We start from the raw sequence: 16,820 nt of genomic DNA on the forward strand, positions 1-16,820 counted from the left end.
GACATGCTCGAAGGGGCAGGTTTTAAGGGCATGCCGGAAGGGGCATGTTCTTCAAGACATGTCTCAGGGGGCGCGCTGGAGGGTGATCGCAAACACCGCGCCGGGGCCTTCCTCGGCGGCGACGACGACCTGGCCGCCGTAGGCGTGGGCGATCTCGCGGGCGATGGTGAGGCCGAGGCCGGTGCCGCCGTCGTTGGCGCCGCGCTCGCGGGTGCCCCGGTAAAAGGCCTCGAAGATCTGCTCGCGCTCGGCAGCGGGCACGCCGGGGCCCTCGTCGCGCACGCGCAGCTCGACGCGGGTGGGCCCGGGGCGGCAGCGGACGCTGACCTTGCCGCCCGGCGGGGTGTGGCGGACCGCGTTCTCGAGCAGGTTGCGGATCAGCCGCACCAGGTCGTGCGCGCGGCCGATGACGCGCGCGCCGGGGCCGTCCCACTCGATGCTCACGCCCTTCGCGTCGCTCTCGTGGCGGACCAGCGCGATCGCCTCCTGGCCGAGCTCGGCGATGTCGACCGGCTCGCCGACCTCGTCGCCGGCGGCGCCCATGCGCGCGACGGCCAGCAGGTCCTCGGTGAGGCGACGCAGGCGCGAGGTGCTCTCGAGCGCCTCGCGGATGGCTCGCTCGTACTCGCTGGCGTCGCGCGAGCGGCGGAGCGCGTGCGACAGCTCGCCGTACAGGGTGGTGAGCGGCGAGCGCAGCTCGTGGGCGGCGTTGGCGACGAAGCGCTGCTGCAGGCCGAGCAGCAGGCCGAGGCGCTCGATCATCGCGTCGATGTCGCGGGCGAGCTGGACGATCTCGCGGTCGCCGTGCCGGAGGTCGATGCGGGCGGCGAGGTCGCCGGCGGCGACGCGGCGGGCGACCTCGGCGATCGTGCGGTGGTCGCGGGTGAGGCGGTGGACGACGGCGAGGGCGACGAGGACGGTCCACACCAGCGCGACCGCGAAGCCGGTGCCCATGGCGCGCTCGAGGAAGCGGGCGTCGCCGTCGAGGTCGGCGCGCGGGGCGGCGAGCAGCAGCGAGGAGCCCTCGTGCGAGGGCAGGTCGACGTGGACGGCGCGCAGGTGCTCGTGGGCCGACCACAGGTCGAAGCAGTTGCCGTCGGGCGGCGGCAGCTCGGACAGCGGCGGCGGGTCGCGCTGCCACGACAGGGTCTGGGCGATGACGCGGTCGCCGGGGCCGTAGATGACGGCGTACTTGGTGAGGGGGCCGACGTCGTTGGCGAACGGGCCGGGGCGGTTGGAGATGGCGAGCTCGTCGCCGCCGAGCTTGTCGGCCTCGGCCGCCTCCTCGCGGGCCTCACGGACGAGGGCGAGGTCGAGCTGGTGCTCCTGGCTGGCGTTGACGGCGAGGGTGACGGCGATCGACGCGGCGCCGAGCGTGACCAGGGTGATGGCCGAGGTCGCGACGACGTAGCGGACGCGGAGGCTCATGGAGGATCGCGCCGCAGACGGTAGCCCTTGCCGCGCACGGTGTCGATCATCCACGCGTGGTCGCCGAGCTTGTCGCGCAGGCGACTGATCTGGACGTCGATGAGGTTCGAGCCGGGGTCGAAGTGCGTGGCCCACACCTGGGTCAGCAGCTCCGAGCGGGCGACCACGCGGCCCTCCTGGCTCGCCAGGCACAGCAGCAGCGCGTACTCGCGGCCGGTCAGATCGACGGGCTTGCCCTCGAGGGAGACGACGCGGCGCAGGCGATCGATCTCGAGGACGCCGACCTGCAGGCGGCCGAAGCCCTGGGTGCGCCGCAGCAGCGCGTTGATGCGCGCCAGCAGCTCGTCGATCTCGAACGGCTTGACCACGTAGTCGTCGGCGCCGGCCTCGAGCCCGAGCACGCGCTCCGAGACCTCGCCGCGCGCGGTCAACATGATGATCGGCGCGACCGAGCCGGCCCGCCGCAGCTCGCGGCACACGGCCAGGCCGTCGATGTCGGGCAGCATCCAGTCGAGCAGGACGACGTCGTACTCGACCGAGCGAGCCTGGCGCACGGCGTCGGCGCCGTGGGTGCACTGGTCGGTGACCCAGCCCTCCTCCGAGAGGACGCGGGCGATGAACAGCGCGACCTTGACGTCATCCTCGACGATCAGCGCCTTCATGGGCCTGGAAGCATACACGGCGGCTTTTTGTTCTGACATTACAGGTGCGTCATGTTCTCGCTGGCCCGGCGCTCGCGGCGTAGCACCAGCCGCAGCAGCGCGGGCAGCAGGAAGAGGGTGAGGATCGTCGAGGCGCCGATACCGAACACGACAGTCGTCGCAAGCGGCCGCTGCACTTCGGAGCCGGCGCCGGTGGCCAGAGCCATCGGCAGGAAGCCCAGCGCCGCGACCGCGCCGGTGGTGAGGACGGCCCGCATGGTGTGCGAGGAGCCCTTGAGCAGCGCCTCGTCGAAGGGGTGGCCCTCGTCGAGCGCGCCCCGGACCTCGGAGGCGAGGACGACGCCGTTGAGCACGGCGACGCCGGCGAGGGCGATGAAGCCGACGGCCGCGGGGATGCTGAACGACATGTCGCGGAGGATGAGGCCGGCGAGGCCGCCGATGAGGGCGAACGGGACCAGGGCGAACACGGCGGCGGCGTAGCGCACGTCGCGGAAGTTCCAGAGCAGCATGCCGAAGATGAGGATCAGGCAGATCGGCACGACCACCGCGAGGCGCTGGCTGGCGCGCTGGAAGTTCTCGAACTGGCCGCTCCAGGTGACCTTGTACGGCGGGGTCAGCGGCACGCTCTCCTTGACGGCGGCCATGGCGTCGCCGACCCACGAGACGAGGTCGCGGCCGCGCAGGTTGACCTCGACGCGGACGACACGGACGCGGTCCTGACGGCGGATCTGCGCCGGACCCTCGGTCTCCTCGATCGTCGCCACCTCGGACAGCGGCACGCGGTGGCCGTCGACGGTCTCGACGAACAGGTCGCCGAGCGCCTCGGGCCGGGGCTCGCGCGGCGGCACCAGCAGACGCGCGTCGAAGCGGCGCTGACCCTCGTAGACGAGGCCGATCGGCAGGCCGACGCGGGCGGCCTCGACCGCGAGCAGGGCGTCCTCGAGGGCGACGCCGTAGCGGGCCAGGCGGGCGCGGTCGGGCTTGACGGTCAGCTCGGGCATGCCGAGCACCTGCTCGACGCGGAGGTCGCCGGTGCCGTCGATCGGGCGGATGGCGGTGGCGATCGAGTCGGCGATCCGCTTGAGCTCGAGCAGGTCGGGGCCCAGGACCATGATCTGGATGTCGGCGCGCGAGCCCGAGATGATCTCGTTGTTGCGGTCCTCGATCGGCTGCGAGATCGACACGAAGGTGCTCGGCACCCGCGACTCGATCGCGTCCTTGAACACGACGCTGAGCGCGTCGAGGTCGTGGGCGGTGACCCACTCCTCCTTGGGCTTGAGCGGCACGACGATGTCGGTCTTGTCCTTGCCGGCGGGGTCGATCGCGACCTCGGCGCGGCCGGTGAACGCGAGCGTGCCGTCGACCTCGGGGAAGTCGAGCAGGATCTTCTGCACCTCGAGGTCGAGGCGCTTGGCCTCGGTGAGGTTGATCGACGGCGGCCGGCGCAGGCTGACCACCATGTCGCCCTCGTCGATGCGCGGGACGAAGTCGGCGCCCTTGCCGGCGAAGATCCCGCCGGTGATGACGAGGATGGCGGCGGCGCCGGCGAGCAGCGGCCAGCGCAGCTTCAGCGCCCACGGCAGGGCGCGCTCGTAGCCGCGGGTGAGGACGCGCAGCCAGCCGCTGGTGCCGTGCTTGGCCGGCGGGACGAACAGCGCCAGCAGGGCCGGCAGGAACGCGACCGAGTAGACGAGCGCGCCGAACAGCGCGAACGCCATGGTGGTGGCCATCGGCTTGAACAGCCGGCCCTCGACGCCCTCGAGGCTGAGCAGCGGGATGTACACCAGCATGATGATCGCCACCGCGAAGGCGACCGGGCGGACCACGCGGGACAGCGAGCTGGCGTAGGCGTCGGCGCGCTCGCGCGAGGTCAGCTGCTGGCCGGCGAAGGCGGCGATCAGCGCCTCGAGCAGGACGATCGGGCCGTCGACGAGGAAGCCGAAGTCGATCGCGCCCAGCGACATGAGGTCGCCGGCGACGCCGGCCCAGTGCATGCCGAACAGCGCCACCGACATCGAGGCCGGGATGCCGAGCACGCACACGAGCGCGCCGCGGACGCTGCCGAGCAGGACGATCAGCACGAGGAACACCACCGCGGCGCCCTCGAGGATGTTCTTCACCACCGTCGACAGGGTGCGCTCGACGAACTCGGCGCGGTCGTACACCGCCTCGATGACGACGCCGGCCGGGAGCTCGGCCTGGACCTCGGCGACGCGGTCCTTGACGGCGTAGATGACGTCGCGGCTGTTCGAGCCGAGCAGCATCATGATGACGCCGGCGACCGCCTCGTCCTCGCCCATGTACGTGACGATGCCGTGGCGCAGGGCGGCGCCGTCGCGCACGGTGGCGACGTGCTTGACGAGGATCGGCGTGCCGTCGGGCGCGACCTTGAGGACGACGCTCTCGAGGTCCTCGACGCCGGTGTAGGTGCCGACGGCGCGCAGGGTGAAGGACTCGGCGGTGCGGTCGATGTAGCCGCCGGAGATGATCGCGCTGGCCGACGACAGCGTCTCGCTGAGGTGGCGCAGGGTGAGGCCGTAGGCGGCGAGGCGGTCGGGCTGGACGATGACCTGGTACTGCTTGAGCTCGCCGCCCTGGGTGTTGACCTCGATGACGCCGGGCACGCCGCGCAGGCGCGGCACGATCTCCCAGTCGAGCAGCGTCCGCAGCTGCTTGCGCGAGTGCACCGGCGAGCGCACCACGAACTGATAGATCTCCCCGAGGCCGGTGCTGAGCGGGGCGAGCTGCGGCGTCGGTAGGCCGTCCGGCAGGTCACCCCGCGCCTGCAGCATGCGCTCGAACACCAGCTGGCGCGCGAACCAGGGATCGGTGCCGTCGCGGAACACCACCGTGATCGCGCTGAGGTCGGCGCGGGACACCGAGCGCAGCTCCTCGAGCCCGGGCACGCCGTTGAGCGCGTTCTCCATCGGGAAGGTCACGTTGCGCTCGACCTCGGGCGCCGACAGGCCGGGGGCCTCGGTCAGCACGCTGACCTGGATCGTCGAGATGTCGGGCAGCGCGTCGATCGGCAGGCTGCGCGCCGCGAGGCCGCCTCCCACGAGGAGGGCGAGGAGGAGACCCAGCATCAGGAGACGGAGCTGGATCGATTGATGGATGAGCCAACCGAGCATCTGGGCGAGGCGCGGACGAGGGTGATCGTCCGCGTACCCCAGCGATTAGCCGCAACGGTGTTTCTCGGTCGATTAACCGCGGATTACATCTCTGACAGGCGCGCCTGGGCCGCGGACTCGAGCGGCGCTTCGGGGCGGATCCACGTTGCCGGAAGCAGGCTTCGTTCGACCTTCATGAGGTCGACGTCGGGGTCGATCAGGAACTGGGGTTCGCGCCCGTTGAGCGAGACAGGGGCGAGCGCACGGATCTCGACATCGGGGATGCCCTCGGCGCGCAGCTGCTCACCGAGGTGATGCGCGAGCTGCAGGATCATCTCTGGCCGGCCTGTCATTTCGGACAGCTGCCACTTTTGACCCGGCCGCGCAGGTCGATCTTCCACGACTCGCCGGTCGACGGGTCGGTCGCGTGGAAGCTGACGCTGCCGCCCTTGTCGCGCAGCTTCATGCGCCACGAGAACTTGTGGCCCTCCTCGGTCCACGCGACGTCGCCGGGGTAGAGCCAGTGACGCAGCGGGAACAGCAGCTGCCACGCGGTGTAGACGCCGAGGAACGTCAGCAGGCACTTCTGTGCGCGGCCGAGGCGAGTCGGCAGCGGCGGCGGCGGTGCAACGGGCGTGGGCTCGGCGGGCGGGAGGCGCAGCAGCCGGCCGAGGAAGTCGCGGAAGCGCCGCGGCCAGTCGGGCGGGAAGTACATCAAGGTCGCCGCCGCCATCACCCACGGGAAGATGCCGATGGTGAAGATGTTGCCGTTGATGAAGTGGAAGCCGAGCGCCGCGACGAACGCGTACGGCCGGGTGCGCCGCCACAGCATGGCCGGGATGATCAGCAGGTCGAACAGCAGGCCGCCGTAGCTGAAGAAGTAGACGACCCACTCCTGCGTCATCAGCGGGCCGATGAGCGGCCGCTCGGCGCGCTCGGCCAGCCACATGCGCATCGGCTCGCCGCGCAGCCAGTCGTGGTTGATCTTGGCGATGCCGCCGTAGACGTAGGGGATGCCGATCTGCAGCTGCACCAGCCGCAGCGCCCACGCCGGCGCGGTGTCGCTGCGCAGCTTCGGCCGCAGCCAGGCGTCGATCGAGAAGGCTCGATGCGCCGGCACGAAGATCATGATGAAGGCGATCAGGCACAGCAGATAGATGTGGTTCAGGTAGCGCGCCTGCTCGAGCAGGAACATGTAGCTGAAGCCGAGGAAGAACACCGTGGCGGCGGCGCGGTAACACAGGCCGATCGTGACGCACAGCGCGGCCAGGCCGAGCACGCCGAAGTGGACGTACATCCCGTCGCCCGGCCACGGCTGGACCCAATCGAAGCCGTAGTACGAGAAGTGGAACGGCGGGTCGATGTAGTAGCGCTCGATCCGCGGGATGTAGCGGACCACCTCGGCCATCATCAGCACGCCGAAGGCGACGCGGAAACAGACCAGCGAGGCGATGTCGACCGGACCGAACAGCCGCGCCCACAAGGGCGCGCGGGGCGGAGGAGGCTCGTGGTGTTGGCGGTCTTCCATGTCCGTTGCGATAGCGCCGATCGCCAGAGTCAGAATGTTCTTTGGGCCACACCTTCGGCGGCCGCCACGCTCGTCCACACGGACATAGTTCTACCAGCTCTTCGCGGCCGCGTGCGCCGACTTGCGCGGACGTCATGCTGTGCGCCGCGTGGTCACACCCGATCCGCGAGGGTCCTCCCCGGTCTGCGAGCGAGCGCGCCGGTCTCTCCGCGTTCCGGCACAAGTCGCGGCCTGGCGCCGAGTGACCCGCTGCACAGGCCGGGACGAGGTTTGGAGTCACATGTTCTTCGGGACAGGTCGCTCGGCGCGGGGATCGGTGTGTGCCGGCCCTTGCGGCTCGGCGTGGTGCCGAGGTTCGCCTCGGGTGATCGCGGCTCCTTCGCTGCGCCCGCGGCGCCGGGGATCGCACGCGCCGCGACAGGTCGCGCGAGCGAGAGAACTTCACGTCGTTCCGGCAGCCCGTCCTCGAGGTCGTCGCCCATCGATCGCAAGGTCGCGACCGCGCGTGGTGACGGGAGCGCGCATCCCCGGCGCGCGCCGGCGGCTCCGCCGGATCGGCTAGAGTGCCCGTCATGCAGGATGCACGCGGAGGTCGCAGGAGTCGCGCGGGCGCGGCCGTGCTGGCGCTGCTCGCCGTCACGGGCTGTCTCGGCGCCGCGGAGCCGGGGGCGTACCGGCAGTGGATGGGCGGGCCGCCGATCCTCGGCGACCTCAACGGTGACGGCGTCGAGGAGGTCGTCGGGTGGTTCGCCGACGAGGGCGTGGTGGCGTTCGACGGCCACAGCTACGAGCCGCTGTGGCGGCGCCCCGATCGCCGGATCGAGGTCCACGACGCGCGACGGCTCGGGGTCTTCGCCGGCGGCGCGGTGGTGCTGGCGCAGCCGCGCGCCGTGGAGATCCTCGATCCGGCGAATGGCACGACCCGCACCGCGCTCGCGTTGACCGACGAGGTCGACTGGCTGTGCGCCGAGGGCGACAAGGTCGGGGTCTATCAGCGCGACAAGGTGCGCTTCGTGCTCGACGCGGCGACCGGCCAGCGCGACGACGCCGCGACGCCGCCGACCTGCCCCGACATGGAGACGCGCCCGGTCCTGTGCGACACCGCGACCCACGCGCGCTGCGAGGGCGACTTCAATACCAAGAAAGCGCGGCTGACCGACTTGGTCACCGGCGACTCGGTGGGCGTCGAGATCAAGGACCCCGGGACGCCGGAGGTGACGCTCGTCGGCTACGACGGCGCGGGTCAGCAGACCTGGCGCGTGCTGTTCGATAGCGAGGGTCACAGGATCGAGGCCCTCGATCTCGTGGGCGGAACCCTGCTGATCCGGCAGACCTACATCACCGCGGTGGACGCTCGCACCGGGGCCGTGCTGTGGACGTCGACCTGCGGCGGCAGCAGCGGCGACGCGATGGTCGGGACCGCGACTCGCGTCTATTACGAGTGCGACGGGCCCAAGACCGCGGTCGCTCTGCGCATCGTCGACCGCGCGACCGGGGCCGTGCTCAAGGACCTGGGCCGGCCGCGCGGTGGCTGATCGGACATGTTCCCAAAACATGTCCTATCGGCTAGGCGAGCGCCTCGCGGCCGCAGGCGTCGACGATCTCGAGCGTCGCGTCGACGTCCGCGATCGTCGTCGCCGGGTTGATGAACAGCAGGCGGAAGCAGTTGGGTCCGCCGTCGACCGGCTGGAAGCCGAGCATCGCCTCGCCGCGGCGCAGCATGGCGGCCTTGATCCGCGGGGCCAGGGCGTGCAGCGTCGCGTCGACCTCGGGGGTGCGGCCGGCGAAGGGCCGCAGGTCCGGGGGATCCACCAAAAACACACGTTGACCCACGAGGGCGGGGCGGCCAGGCAGAAGCGCGGGTCGCCGGCGATCCGCGCGGCGCAGTGCTCGGCGAGGCCGACCGCGTGGTCGATGCGAGACGCGAAGCCGGCCTCGCCGCGGGCCTTCCACACCAGCCAGGCCTTGAGGGCGTCGACTCTGCGGGCGCACTGAAAGGTGGCGTCGCCGCTGTCGAGCTCGGCATACGGCTTGTCCGGCTGGAACAGATAGCTGGCGCCGGTGGCGAAGGCGGCCCGCAGCGCACCTGTCCCGCGGACCAGGAAGGCCGCGCACTGCTGGGTGACCCCGAGCATTTTATGGAGATTCCACGCCAGCGAGTCGGCCCGGGCGACGCCGTCCATGAGGTGCGCCTGCGCCGATGAGAACAGCGCCGAGGCGCCGAAGCTGCCGTCGACGTGCAGCCACATACCGTGGCGCTCGGCCAGCTCGGCCAGCTCCGGCAGCGGGTCGAAGCCGCCGAGCACGGTGGTGCCGGCGGTGGCGTTGACGAAGAACGGCCGCTGGCCGCGGGCGAGCGCGTCGTCGATCGCGGCAGCGAGGGCGTCGGGGCGCATGCGACCGCGCTCGTCGCAGGCGATTTTAATAAGGGCGCGCCGGCCGAGGCCGAGCAGCACGACTGATTTTTCCAGCGAGTAATGAGCGTGCGTCGAGGTGAACGCGACCAGCGGCGCGCCGTCGTGCCCGCGCTCGCGCGCCTCGGGGTCGACGCGCAGGCGCGCCAGCTGCAGCGCGTAGAGGTTGGAGAACGAGCCGCCGGGCACGAACACGCCCTCGTGCGCGGCCCAGCCGGCCAGCGCGGCCAGGCGCGCCAGCACCTCGCGCTCGATCAGGGTGAACACCGGCGCGGCCTCGTAGGTGGCCATGGTGGTGTTGAGCGCGGCGCCGAGGAAGTCGCCGATCACCGCGATCGGGTCGGCGCCGGCGAAGTTCTGATTGAAGAACCGCGGGTGCAGGGTCCGCACCGAGCGGGCGACGATTGTTTCGAGCGCCCGCGTCAGGGTCGCAGGGTCGAGCGGTTCGTCACCTGGCCCGAGAGACAGGGGAGCTCCGAGCGCGGCGAAGGCGTCGGCGTGCGCCTCGGGTCCGACGAGGTCGGTGATCCGGACGTCCCGCGCGTCCGCTTCCCGCAGGAGCTCGAGGATCGGTCGCACGAGCGCGTCGAGGTCCACGGGAGGCACTTCGCGGGCCGGGCGCGGCGGCGTCAAGGACGGGCCTTCATGAAGGCTTAACAGGCGCCCCGCGGCCGCAGGCGGCATCCTGCCGGCATGCACACCTTCGTGATGTCCCTCGTCCTGTCGCTCGCGCCGGCCTGCAGCCACGCGGCGACCTCTGCCAACACCTCGACGGCGCCGGCGGCGACCGCGTCCCGCGACACCGCCGCGAAGCCGAAGATCACCGCCGAGGCCGCGCAGCAGACCGCGCTCAAGCAGGTGCCCGGGACGGTGCTCGCCTCGGAGCTCGAGCGCGAGCACGGGCGGTGGATCTACAGCATCGAGATCCAGCCGACCGACCGCGCCCAGCCGCGCAAGGAGGTCGAGGTCGACGGCGACACCGGGGCGATCCTTGCCGTCGAGGACGAGGACCGCGACGACTGAACCGCGCAGCGCTCGATTCGCCCGCCCGGCGCGGTCGCGCTGATGTGGCGCAGGGCGTGATAACCTGCGCCGCGGATGCGCGGCTCCTGGCTTCTGGTGGCGTTGGTCTGCGCGTGCGGCCCCACGCGCGAGGATGACACCGCCGGTGACGGCCCGAGCAGCGACGACACCAGCGGTGACGCCGGCGGCACGAGCAGCGGAGGACTCGACCTGCCGGCGAGTCGCTGCGGCGACGGCATCGTCGATCCGGGCGAGGCGTGCGACGACGGCGACGACGGCTGCGACGCATGCACCGCCGCGTGCACGCTGCCGGTCGAGCCCGAGCTCGCGTGGACGGTCCCGCTGGCGCCCTTCGACCGCGTGTGGGGCTTCGACCTGACGCAGGAGCAGCGCGCGTGGGTGGTCGGCGAGACGCTCGCCGGCGAGATCTTGCTGCAGCGGATCGAGGGGTCGGGGCTGACGAGCAGCGTCGATCTCACTGCGCTCGCGGGCTTCGCCTCGGTCGTCGCGTTCCACGTCAACGGGGTGACGGGCGAGGTCGGCGTGCTCGGCAGCTCGCCGGACAGCGCGTTGATGTTCGTGCGAGCGGGTGGCGACGGGCCGATCGGCGAGCCGCTGATGGTGACGAAGGAGGTCGCCTCGCAGCACATGGCGATCACGTCGGTGGGCTTGAGCTTCGCCGTCGATGACGAGGTGACGACGCTGTCGTGGACCGGTGAGCCGCAGGCGAGCTTCTCCGGGCCGTCGTGGGTGCGCTTCATCGACGCGATGGGCGACCGGCTGGCGGTCGGCGGGACGCTCGTCACCCTCGTCGATCCGGACGGGGCCAACCCGGTCGAGACCTCGTGTGCAGGCCAGGGCCTCGCCACGTCCGGCACGCACGTGCTGTTCGACGGCTCGGACCCCTTCGAGGGCGAGGAGGCGATCATGGGCAGCTGCGAGCTGGCGAGCGGCGAGAGCGTGTCGGAGGTGGTCGCCAGGGGCGCGGCGGGGTACCACGTCGGACCCTCGACGCAGGTCGTCGACGTGGCACCGAACGGCAACCCGCTCGGCGGGTGGTCGGTGTGTCCCAGCCTGTACAGCGTGATGGGTTGCGACGTGCCGCGCGAGCGGGGCTTCGGCGGGCCCGGCGAGCCGGAGACGATCGAGCTCGACGGGTGCGACGAGCCGAGACAAGCCCGGCTCGGCAGCGACCGCGGGGTCTACATGATCCGCCGCGATCGCAAGACCGGCGCGTTGTCGCTGGTCCGCCGGCACACCCTGCCCGTCGCGCCGCCGTGGGGCTGAGGGCCGCGTACGGCCACGAATTCCGGCCTTGACGGCCTTATCTATTTTGCTGAAACTCGTTTCAGCATGACAGACGCACTCCGGGACGCGGTCGAGCTCCACGGCGACTGGTTGCGCGTGCCGCTGGGCGGCGGGCACACGGCGGATTTTCATTATCGGTGGCTGCGCCACAACTGCGACCGCGAGCGGCACCCGCTCACGCGCGAGCGGACGCGCTGCTCGTCGGAGCTGCCCGACGACGTGCGGCCGCGGGTGGCGTCGCTGGCCGGCGACGCGCTGTTCGTGGTGTGGGAGCCCGACGGTCACGAGAGCCTGTACCCGCTGGCGTGGCTCGACACCCACGCCTACGCCCGCGACCGCGTCGACGTGCCGGCGCCCGCGGCCGACCTCGCGGCGATCGAGGTGTCCGCGGTCGACCTCCCGCTGGGGCGCCAGATCGCCGCGGCGCTGGCCCGCGTGCGCGAGCACGGCGCGGCCGTCGTGCGACGTGACCCTTCGGACAGCCGCTCACCCGAGGCGCAGACCGAGGCGATCGTGACCGCCTTCGAGGCCGCGGGGCTGCGCGCGGTGGCGACTCACTTCGGGCGCATCGAGGACCTGCGCACCGACAACACCACCAACCAGAACACCGACCAGCTCGGCTACACCGACGCGCCGATCCACCTCCACACCGACCAGCCGTTCCTCGACCGCCCGCCGCGCTACCAGGTGCTGCAGTGCATCCGCGCGGCCGAACAGGGCGGCGACAACCTGCTGGCCGACGCGCGCGGCGTTCCGCCACCTCGAGGCCCACGACGCCCGCGCGGCCGACCTGCTGGCCACGGTGCCGGTCCGCTTCGATCGCAAGCAGCAGAACTTCGCCCGCGTGGTCGAGTCGCCGATCGTCGCCCGCCGCGGCGACCGCGACTTCCTGGTCCGCTGCTCCTACTTCACGCTCGCGCCGCACCGCCTGCCGTTTTCGCAGATGGGCGAGTTCTACCGCGCGCACGACCGCTTCATCCGCTTGGTCCGCGACCCGCGGCACCACGTGCTGGTCGGGCTGCAGCCGGGCGACTGGCTGGTCTACGACAACCACCGCACGCTGCACGCGCGGACCGGCTTCACCGGCCCGCGCTGGCTGCGGGGCGTCTACTTCGATCCCGTCGATCCCGCCGACCCCACCGGCGCGACCTAGGCATGCGTGTAGAGGTCGTTGACGAACGCGATGATCGCGGCCTCGCGGGCCTGCGGCGGCAGGGCGTCGAGCAAACCGTTGATCGCCGCCATCTTGTCGGGCAGGCGGCCGCCCTGGACCCCGGCGAGCGCGAGCGCCTGCATGAATGTCTCTTCGGACATGTTCGAAAAGTCCAGCGCGGCGGCGGCCTGCAGCAGCATGGCGAGGCCCGGGTCGGGCGGATTGCTCTGGACCTCGGCGACCGCCGCGCGCAGGTCGGCGAGGAAGCGGTCCTTGACCGCGAGGTGGGCGGCGCTGATCGTCAGGTGCAGGTTGGCCGGCGAGCCGAAGCCGGAGAACTGCGGCTGGATCAGCCAGCCGCGCAGCTTCATCGCGTCGGCCAGGGCGAACAGCGGGAAGTCGGGGCGCGCGCCGGTGAAGGCGACCAGGCTCATCTCCGGCTCGCCGAGCACGCGCAGGCCGTCGATCTCCCGCAGGGCGCCGACGATCGCGCGCGTGGCCTCGAGTGTCCTTCGGGCCAGGTCCAGGTAGCCCTGATCGCCGACGGCGCGCAGCAAGGTCCACGCGGCCGCCAGCGGCCCGCCCGACTTGGTGCTCTGCACCGTGGGGTTTACCACCGTGTAGCCGGTCCAGCCGGCGCACGCGTACATCTGGTGCCGGCGCAGCGCCTTGTCGCGGTACACGATCACCGACGCGCCCTTGGGTGCGTACGCGTACTTGTGAAAATCCATCGACACCGAGGTGACCCCGGGGACCGAGAGGTCGAACGCCGGCACGCTGGCGCCGAGGCGGCGGAAGTACGGCAGGAGGAACCCGCCGATGCAGCCGTCGACGTGGAACAGCAGCTCGTGCTGCAGCGCCAGCTGGCCGATCTCGGCGATCGGGTCGACCACGCCGTGGGCGTAGCTCGAGGCCGAGGCGGTGAGGAGGATCGTGTTCGGCGTGATGGCGGCCGCGATCGCGGCCACGTCGGCGCGGAAGCTGACCGGGTCGATCGCGGTGGGCACCAGCGTGACGTCGAGGTAGTGCGCCGCCTTGTGCAGCGCCGCGTGGGCGGTCGCCGGCACGACGATCTCCGGCTTCGTGATGTTCGGCCGGTGCACGCGGGCCCACTCGCGCGCGGTCTTGACCGCGAGCATCAGGCTCTCGGTGCCGCCGCTGGTGAACGAGCCGGCCGCCTCCGGCCCGCCGCCGAGGTGCTGCGCTGCGAAGCCGACGACCTCGTTCTCGAGCCGCAGCAGGCTGGGGAAGGCCGTCGGGTCGAGGCCGTTGCTGCCGAGGTACATGCGGTACGCCTCGGCCGCCAGCTCGCTCGCGGCGCGCTCGCCCGAGTCGTAGACGTAGGCGAAGGCGGCTCCGCCTTCGGTGGGCAAATCACCCGCACGCAATTCGGCGAGGGCGGTGAAGATCTGGTCGCGGGTCCATCCGGTCTCGGGCAGCTTCATGGTCAGGTCGCTCGGTTCCTGGCAGATTCGACGTGGTGAAACAGCAAGGGGAGACTGAGAACGGCGCACGCCGCCGGGACCACCGCGGTGGCCACGAGCACGCCGACGAGCGCCGCTTCGGGCTGGCTCACGAGCTCGCCGGCGCGCCGCTCGACGAACCCGGTCGCGGCGAGCACCTGGCTCACGAGCCATGCCCCGAGGGTCAGGCCGCCCTTCTCGCCGACGAACCACAGGCCGGTGAAGATGCCCTCGCGGCGCTGGCCCGTGACGGCCGCGTCGTCGTCGATGAGGTCGGGCAGCATGGCGAACGGGAACACCTGCAGGCCAGCGAAGCCGACCCCGAGCAGCCCGACCTGGGCGGCCACCAGCGCCAGCCGGCCCTCGGCGCCGACGAGCAGGCTGAGCGCGAATATGGCGAACACCAGGACCGCGGCGATGTAGCCGACGCGCTTGCCGAACCGCCGCGAAACCGCCATCCACAGCGGCATGGCGACGATCGCCGGACCGACCAGCGACACGAACAGCACCGTGACCGCCTCTTCGCCGCCGCGCAGCGTGTAGTGGCAGAAGTACGGCACCGCGGCCAGGATGGCGCCGATGCCGATGTTCTGCACGGCGAAGCCGACCAGCAGCCGGCGGTACGGCCGGTGCGACAGGGCCACGCGGATCTGCTCGCGCAGGCCGGTCGTCTCGACCGGCGCGGGCAGCTGCGGCGCGTCGCGGGTGCCGAAGAACGCGACCAGCATGGCGACCGCGGCGATGATCGCCAGAGTCACCGCCATGACCCGGTAGCCGGCCGGGCCGCCGCTGTTGGCCTTGATCAGCATCGGCGCCAGCGCGCCGCCGGCGAGGATGCCGATCGGCAGGAAGGCCATGCGATGGGCGACGACCCGCGTGCGTTCGTGGTAATCGGCCGTCATCTCGGCCGGCATCGAGGCGTAGGGGATCTGGAACAGCGTGAAGGCGCCGGTGGCCCAGATGAAGGCCAGCAGCACCCACGCGAAGCTCAGCGACGGGTCGCCGACCGGGGCCGAGAACAGGGCGATGAAGCCCGGCGGCAGCAGCAGCGCGCCGGCCAGCAGGAACGGCCGGCGCCGGCCCCAGCGCGAGCGCGTGCGGTCGGACCAAGCGCCGACGAGCGGGTCGGTGGCGATGTCCCAGATCCGCGGCAGCAAGATCGCCAGGCCGGCGAGGCTGGCGGCCACGCCGAGCGTGTCGGTGAGGTAGAACAGCAGCAGCAGGCCGGGCACGGTGCTGAACAGGCCCGAGCCGATCGAGCCCGCGGCGTAGGCCAGGAGCAGGGGGCGCTTCAAGGGCGAGCTCGACACGCGCCGACCTTACCACAGCGGGCCCGCGCGTCACCTGTCTTTTCGGGCATATATGCATTGTGCCGCAGCCGGCTGCCCGCGCTGCTGGCGGTGTTCGTCGTCGTCTCGGCGCTGACGCACGCGCCGGCGGCCGAGGCCCGCAAGGAGAAGATCAAAAAGCCGAAGAAGCCGAAGGGCCCGCCGAAGCCGGAGCGCATCGAGGTCGGCGCGCTGCCGGCCCTCAGCTACGACAGCGACCTCGGGCTCGGCTTCGGCCTCATCGCCAGCGTGGCCCGCTTCTCGCCCGGCTATCGCCCGTACCGCTGGCGCCTGGAGTTATTGCTGTCGGCCAACGCCAAGCGCGCCCCGGGCAGGGGCATCGAGGTGCCGTTCCACGACGACTACCTCAACATGGACTTCCCCGGGCTCGCCGGCGACCGCCTGCGGATCACCGCGCGCGTCGGCTTCCGCAAGTTCGCCAACACCGGCTATTACGGGTTCGGCAACGACTCGGCGGCCACCGAGCCGTGGGAGGGCATCGACCCCGACCAGGACCTGATGGCGTATCAGGCGGCGCGTCGCTACCACCGCTTCGATCACATCTATCCGCTGCTGCTGTTCAACGCCCGCATCAAGGTGTGGGACCGCTCGACGGTGCTGCAGCGCCGCCGCATCGAGGCATTGGTCGGGCTCAACACCACCTACAACATCGTCCGCCCGTACCCCGGCAGCTTGCTCGAGCAGGACATCGCCCTCGAGGCCTCGGGCACGCCCGACGGCGAGGCGCTCGGCAACCTGCTCCAGGGGACAGATCCACACGCGCTCGTGGTCCTCAGCGCCGGCGCGCTGTTCGACACCCGCGACCACGAGTACACGCCGACCCGCGGCACCTTCACCGAGCTGACGGTCCGCGCCTCGCCCGGGGTCCAGCAGGACCTGCGCTACGCCGCGTTCAGCATCAACAGCGCGTGGTACAAGGCCTTCATCGGCGAGTACCTGTCGTTTGCGATCCGCGGGGTCGCCGACGTGATCGCCGGCGACGCCCCGTTCTACGAGCTGACGCGCTTCGGCGCGCTGATGCCCCGCGACGGCCCGGGCGGCGGCTGGTCGCTGCGCGGGGTCCCGCGCCAGCGCTACGCCGGCAAGATCAAGCTGATCCAGAACCTCGAGATCCGCAGCATGTTCTGGAAGTTCACGATCAAGAACAACCACTTCGCCGTCGGCGCGGTGGCGTTCCTCGACGCTGCGCGGATCTGGGCCGACTTCGGGCGGACCGAGCTCGGCGGCGTCGGCATCGACGGCGGCAGCTTCAAGCTCGGCACCGGCGGCGGCCTGCGCGTGCGCTGGGGCGAGACCTTCCTGGTCCGCTTCGACGGCGCCTACTCGCCGACCGACAAGACGCAGGGCTTCTACGTCGACGTCGGCCACGTGTTCTGAAGGAC

General features: G+C 71.5%; 12 protein-coding genes and 1 pseudogene. 5 read left to right on the plus strand and 8 right to left on the minus strand.

From position 1 onward, the window contains the following. Positions 1-63 precede the first annotated feature (63 nt). The 5 genes from OV079_RS40330 to OV079_RS40350 form a co-directional block, all read right to left on the minus strand. Positions 64-1,428: a sensor histidine kinase gene (locus tag OV079_RS40330; RefSeq protein WP_267775007.1), complete on the minus strand. Its 1,365-nt coding sequence runs from the start codon at positions 1,426-1,428 to the stop codon at positions 64-66. Continuing rightward, positions 1,425-2,090, minus strand: coding sequence for a response regulator transcription factor (locus OV079_RS40335; protein WP_267775008.1), 666 nt, complete (start codon positions 2,088-2,090; stop codon positions 1,425-1,427). The genes OV079_RS40330 and OV079_RS40335 overlap by 4 nt, the downstream gene beginning before the upstream one ends. A gap of 38 nt (positions 2,091-2,128) precedes the next feature. Further along, positions 2,129-5,221: an efflux RND transporter permease subunit gene (locus OV079_RS40340; protein WP_267775009.1), complete on the minus strand. Its 3,093-nt coding sequence runs from the start codon at positions 5,219-5,221 to the stop codon at positions 2,129-2,131. Between the two features lie 83 nt (positions 5,222-5,304). Beyond that, a complete protein-coding gene (locus tag OV079_RS40345; RefSeq protein ID WP_267775010.1) occupies positions 5,305-5,535 on the minus strand; it encodes an HTTM domain-containing protein in 231 nt (76 codons plus the stop codon). Between the two features lie 14 nt (positions 5,536-5,549). After that, positions 5,550-6,728 (minus strand): HTTM domain-containing protein, encoded by a 1,179-nt coding sequence (locus OV079_RS40350; protein WP_267775011.1) that lies wholly within the window; start codon positions 6,726-6,728, stop codon positions 5,550-5,552. 572 nt (positions 6,729-7,300) lie between these two features. Between OV079_RS40350 and OV079_RS40355 the strand changes: the two genes are divergently transcribed. After that, a complete protein-coding gene (locus OV079_RS40355; protein ID WP_267775012.1) occupies positions 7,301-8,263 on the plus strand; it encodes an outer membrane protein assembly factor BamB family protein in 963 nt (320 codons plus the stop codon). Between the two features lie 24 nt (positions 8,264-8,287). Here the strand turns inward: OV079_RS40355 and OV079_RS40360 are convergent, their stop codons facing one another. Next, a complete protein-coding gene (locus OV079_RS40360) occupies positions 8,288-9,739 on the minus strand; it encodes a pyridoxal phosphate-dependent decarboxylase family protein (protein ID WP_267775013.1) in 1,452 nt (483 codons plus the stop codon). A gap of 96 nt (positions 9,740-9,835) precedes the next feature. On the opposite strand from OV079_RS40360, the gene OV079_RS40365 reads away from it, so the two are divergent. From OV079_RS40365 to OV079_RS40375, 3 genes and pseudogenes are all read left to right on the plus strand, one after another. Further along, a complete protein-coding gene (locus OV079_RS40365; RefSeq protein ID WP_267775014.1) occupies positions 9,836-10,165 on the plus strand; it encodes a PepSY domain-containing protein in 330 nt (109 codons plus the stop codon). Between the two features lie 75 nt (positions 10,166-10,240). After that, positions 10,241-11,452 carry a hypothetical protein gene (locus tag OV079_RS40370; RefSeq protein WP_267775015.1) on the plus strand — a complete coding sequence of 404 codons (1,212 nt, stop codon included), beginning with the start codon at positions 10,241-10,243 and terminating at the stop codon, positions 11,450-11,452. Between the two features lie 66 nt (positions 11,453-11,518). Next, positions 11,519-12,626 (plus strand): annotated as a pseudogene (locus tag OV079_RS40375) (TauD/TfdA family dioxygenase). Here the strand turns inward: OV079_RS40375 and OV079_RS40380 are convergent. Next, entirely contained in the window at positions 12,623-14,071 is a 1,449-nt protein-coding gene (locus OV079_RS40380; protein ID WP_267775016.1) for a pyridoxal phosphate-dependent decarboxylase family protein, read from the minus strand. The pseudogene OV079_RS40375 and the gene OV079_RS40380 sit on opposite strands and share 4 nt — an antisense overlap. A 2-nt stretch (positions 14,072-14,073) precedes the next feature. Continuing rightward, positions 14,074-15,399: an MFS transporter gene (locus tag OV079_RS40385; protein ID WP_267775017.1), complete on the minus strand. Its 1,326-nt coding sequence runs from the start codon at positions 15,397-15,399 to the stop codon at positions 14,074-14,076. A gap of 57 nt (positions 15,400-15,456) precedes the next feature. On the opposite strand from OV079_RS40385, the gene omp85 reads away from it, so the two are divergent. Further along, the gene (gene omp85 / locus OV079_RS40390) at positions 15,457-16,815 is read left to right on the plus strand and encodes an Omp85 family outer membrane protein (RefSeq protein ID WP_267775018.1); all 1,359 of its coding nucleotides are present in this window, start codon (positions 15,457-15,459) and stop codon (positions 16,813-16,815) included. The last annotated feature ends 5 nt before the right edge of the window (positions 16,816-16,820 follow it).

The sequence above is a fragment of the Nannocystis pusilla genome (assembly GCF_026626665.1).
Classification (GTDB): domain Bacteria; phylum Myxococcota_A; class Polyangia; order Nannocystales; family Nannocystaceae; genus Nannocystis; species Nannocystis pusilla.

What these genes read in the sequence shown, in the direction of transcription:
- OV079_RS40340 (WP_267775009.1), bottom strand. Translation starts at nt 5,221, where the DNA reads ATGCTCGGTTGGCTCATCCATCAATCGATCCAGCTCCGTCTCCTGATG.
- OV079_RS40380 (WP_267775016.1), bottom strand. Translation starts at nt 14,071, where the DNA reads ATGAAGCTGCCCGAGACCGGATGGACCCGCGACCAGATCTTCACCGCC.
- OV079_RS40355 (WP_267775012.1), top strand. Translation starts at nt 7,301, where the DNA reads ATGCAGGATGCACGCGGAGGTCGCAGGAGTCGCGCGGGCGCGGCCGTG.
- OV079_RS40370 (WP_267775015.1), top strand. Translation starts at nt 10,241, where the DNA reads ATGCGCGGCTCCTGGCTTCTGGTGGCGTTGGTCTGCGCGTGCGGCCCC.
- OV079_RS40350 (WP_267775011.1), bottom strand. Translation starts at nt 6,728, where the DNA reads ATGGAAGACCGCCAACACCACGAGCCTCCTCCGCCCCGCGCGCCCTTG.
- OV079_RS40345 (WP_267775010.1), bottom strand. Translation starts at nt 5,535, where the DNA reads ATGATCCTGCAGCTCGCGCATCACCTCGGTGAGCAGCTGCGCGCCGAG.
- OV079_RS40330 (WP_267775007.1), bottom strand. Translation starts at nt 1,428, where the DNA reads ATGAGCCTCCGCGTCCGCTACGTCGTCGCGACCTCGGCCATCACCCTG.
- OV079_RS40335 (WP_267775008.1), bottom strand. Translation starts at nt 2,090, where the DNA reads ATGAAGGCGCTGATCGTCGAGGATGACGTCAAGGTCGCGCTGTTCATC.
- OV079_RS40365 (WP_267775014.1), top strand. Translation starts at nt 9,836, where the DNA reads ATGCACACCTTCGTGATGTCCCTCGTCCTGTCGCTCGCGCCGGCCTGC.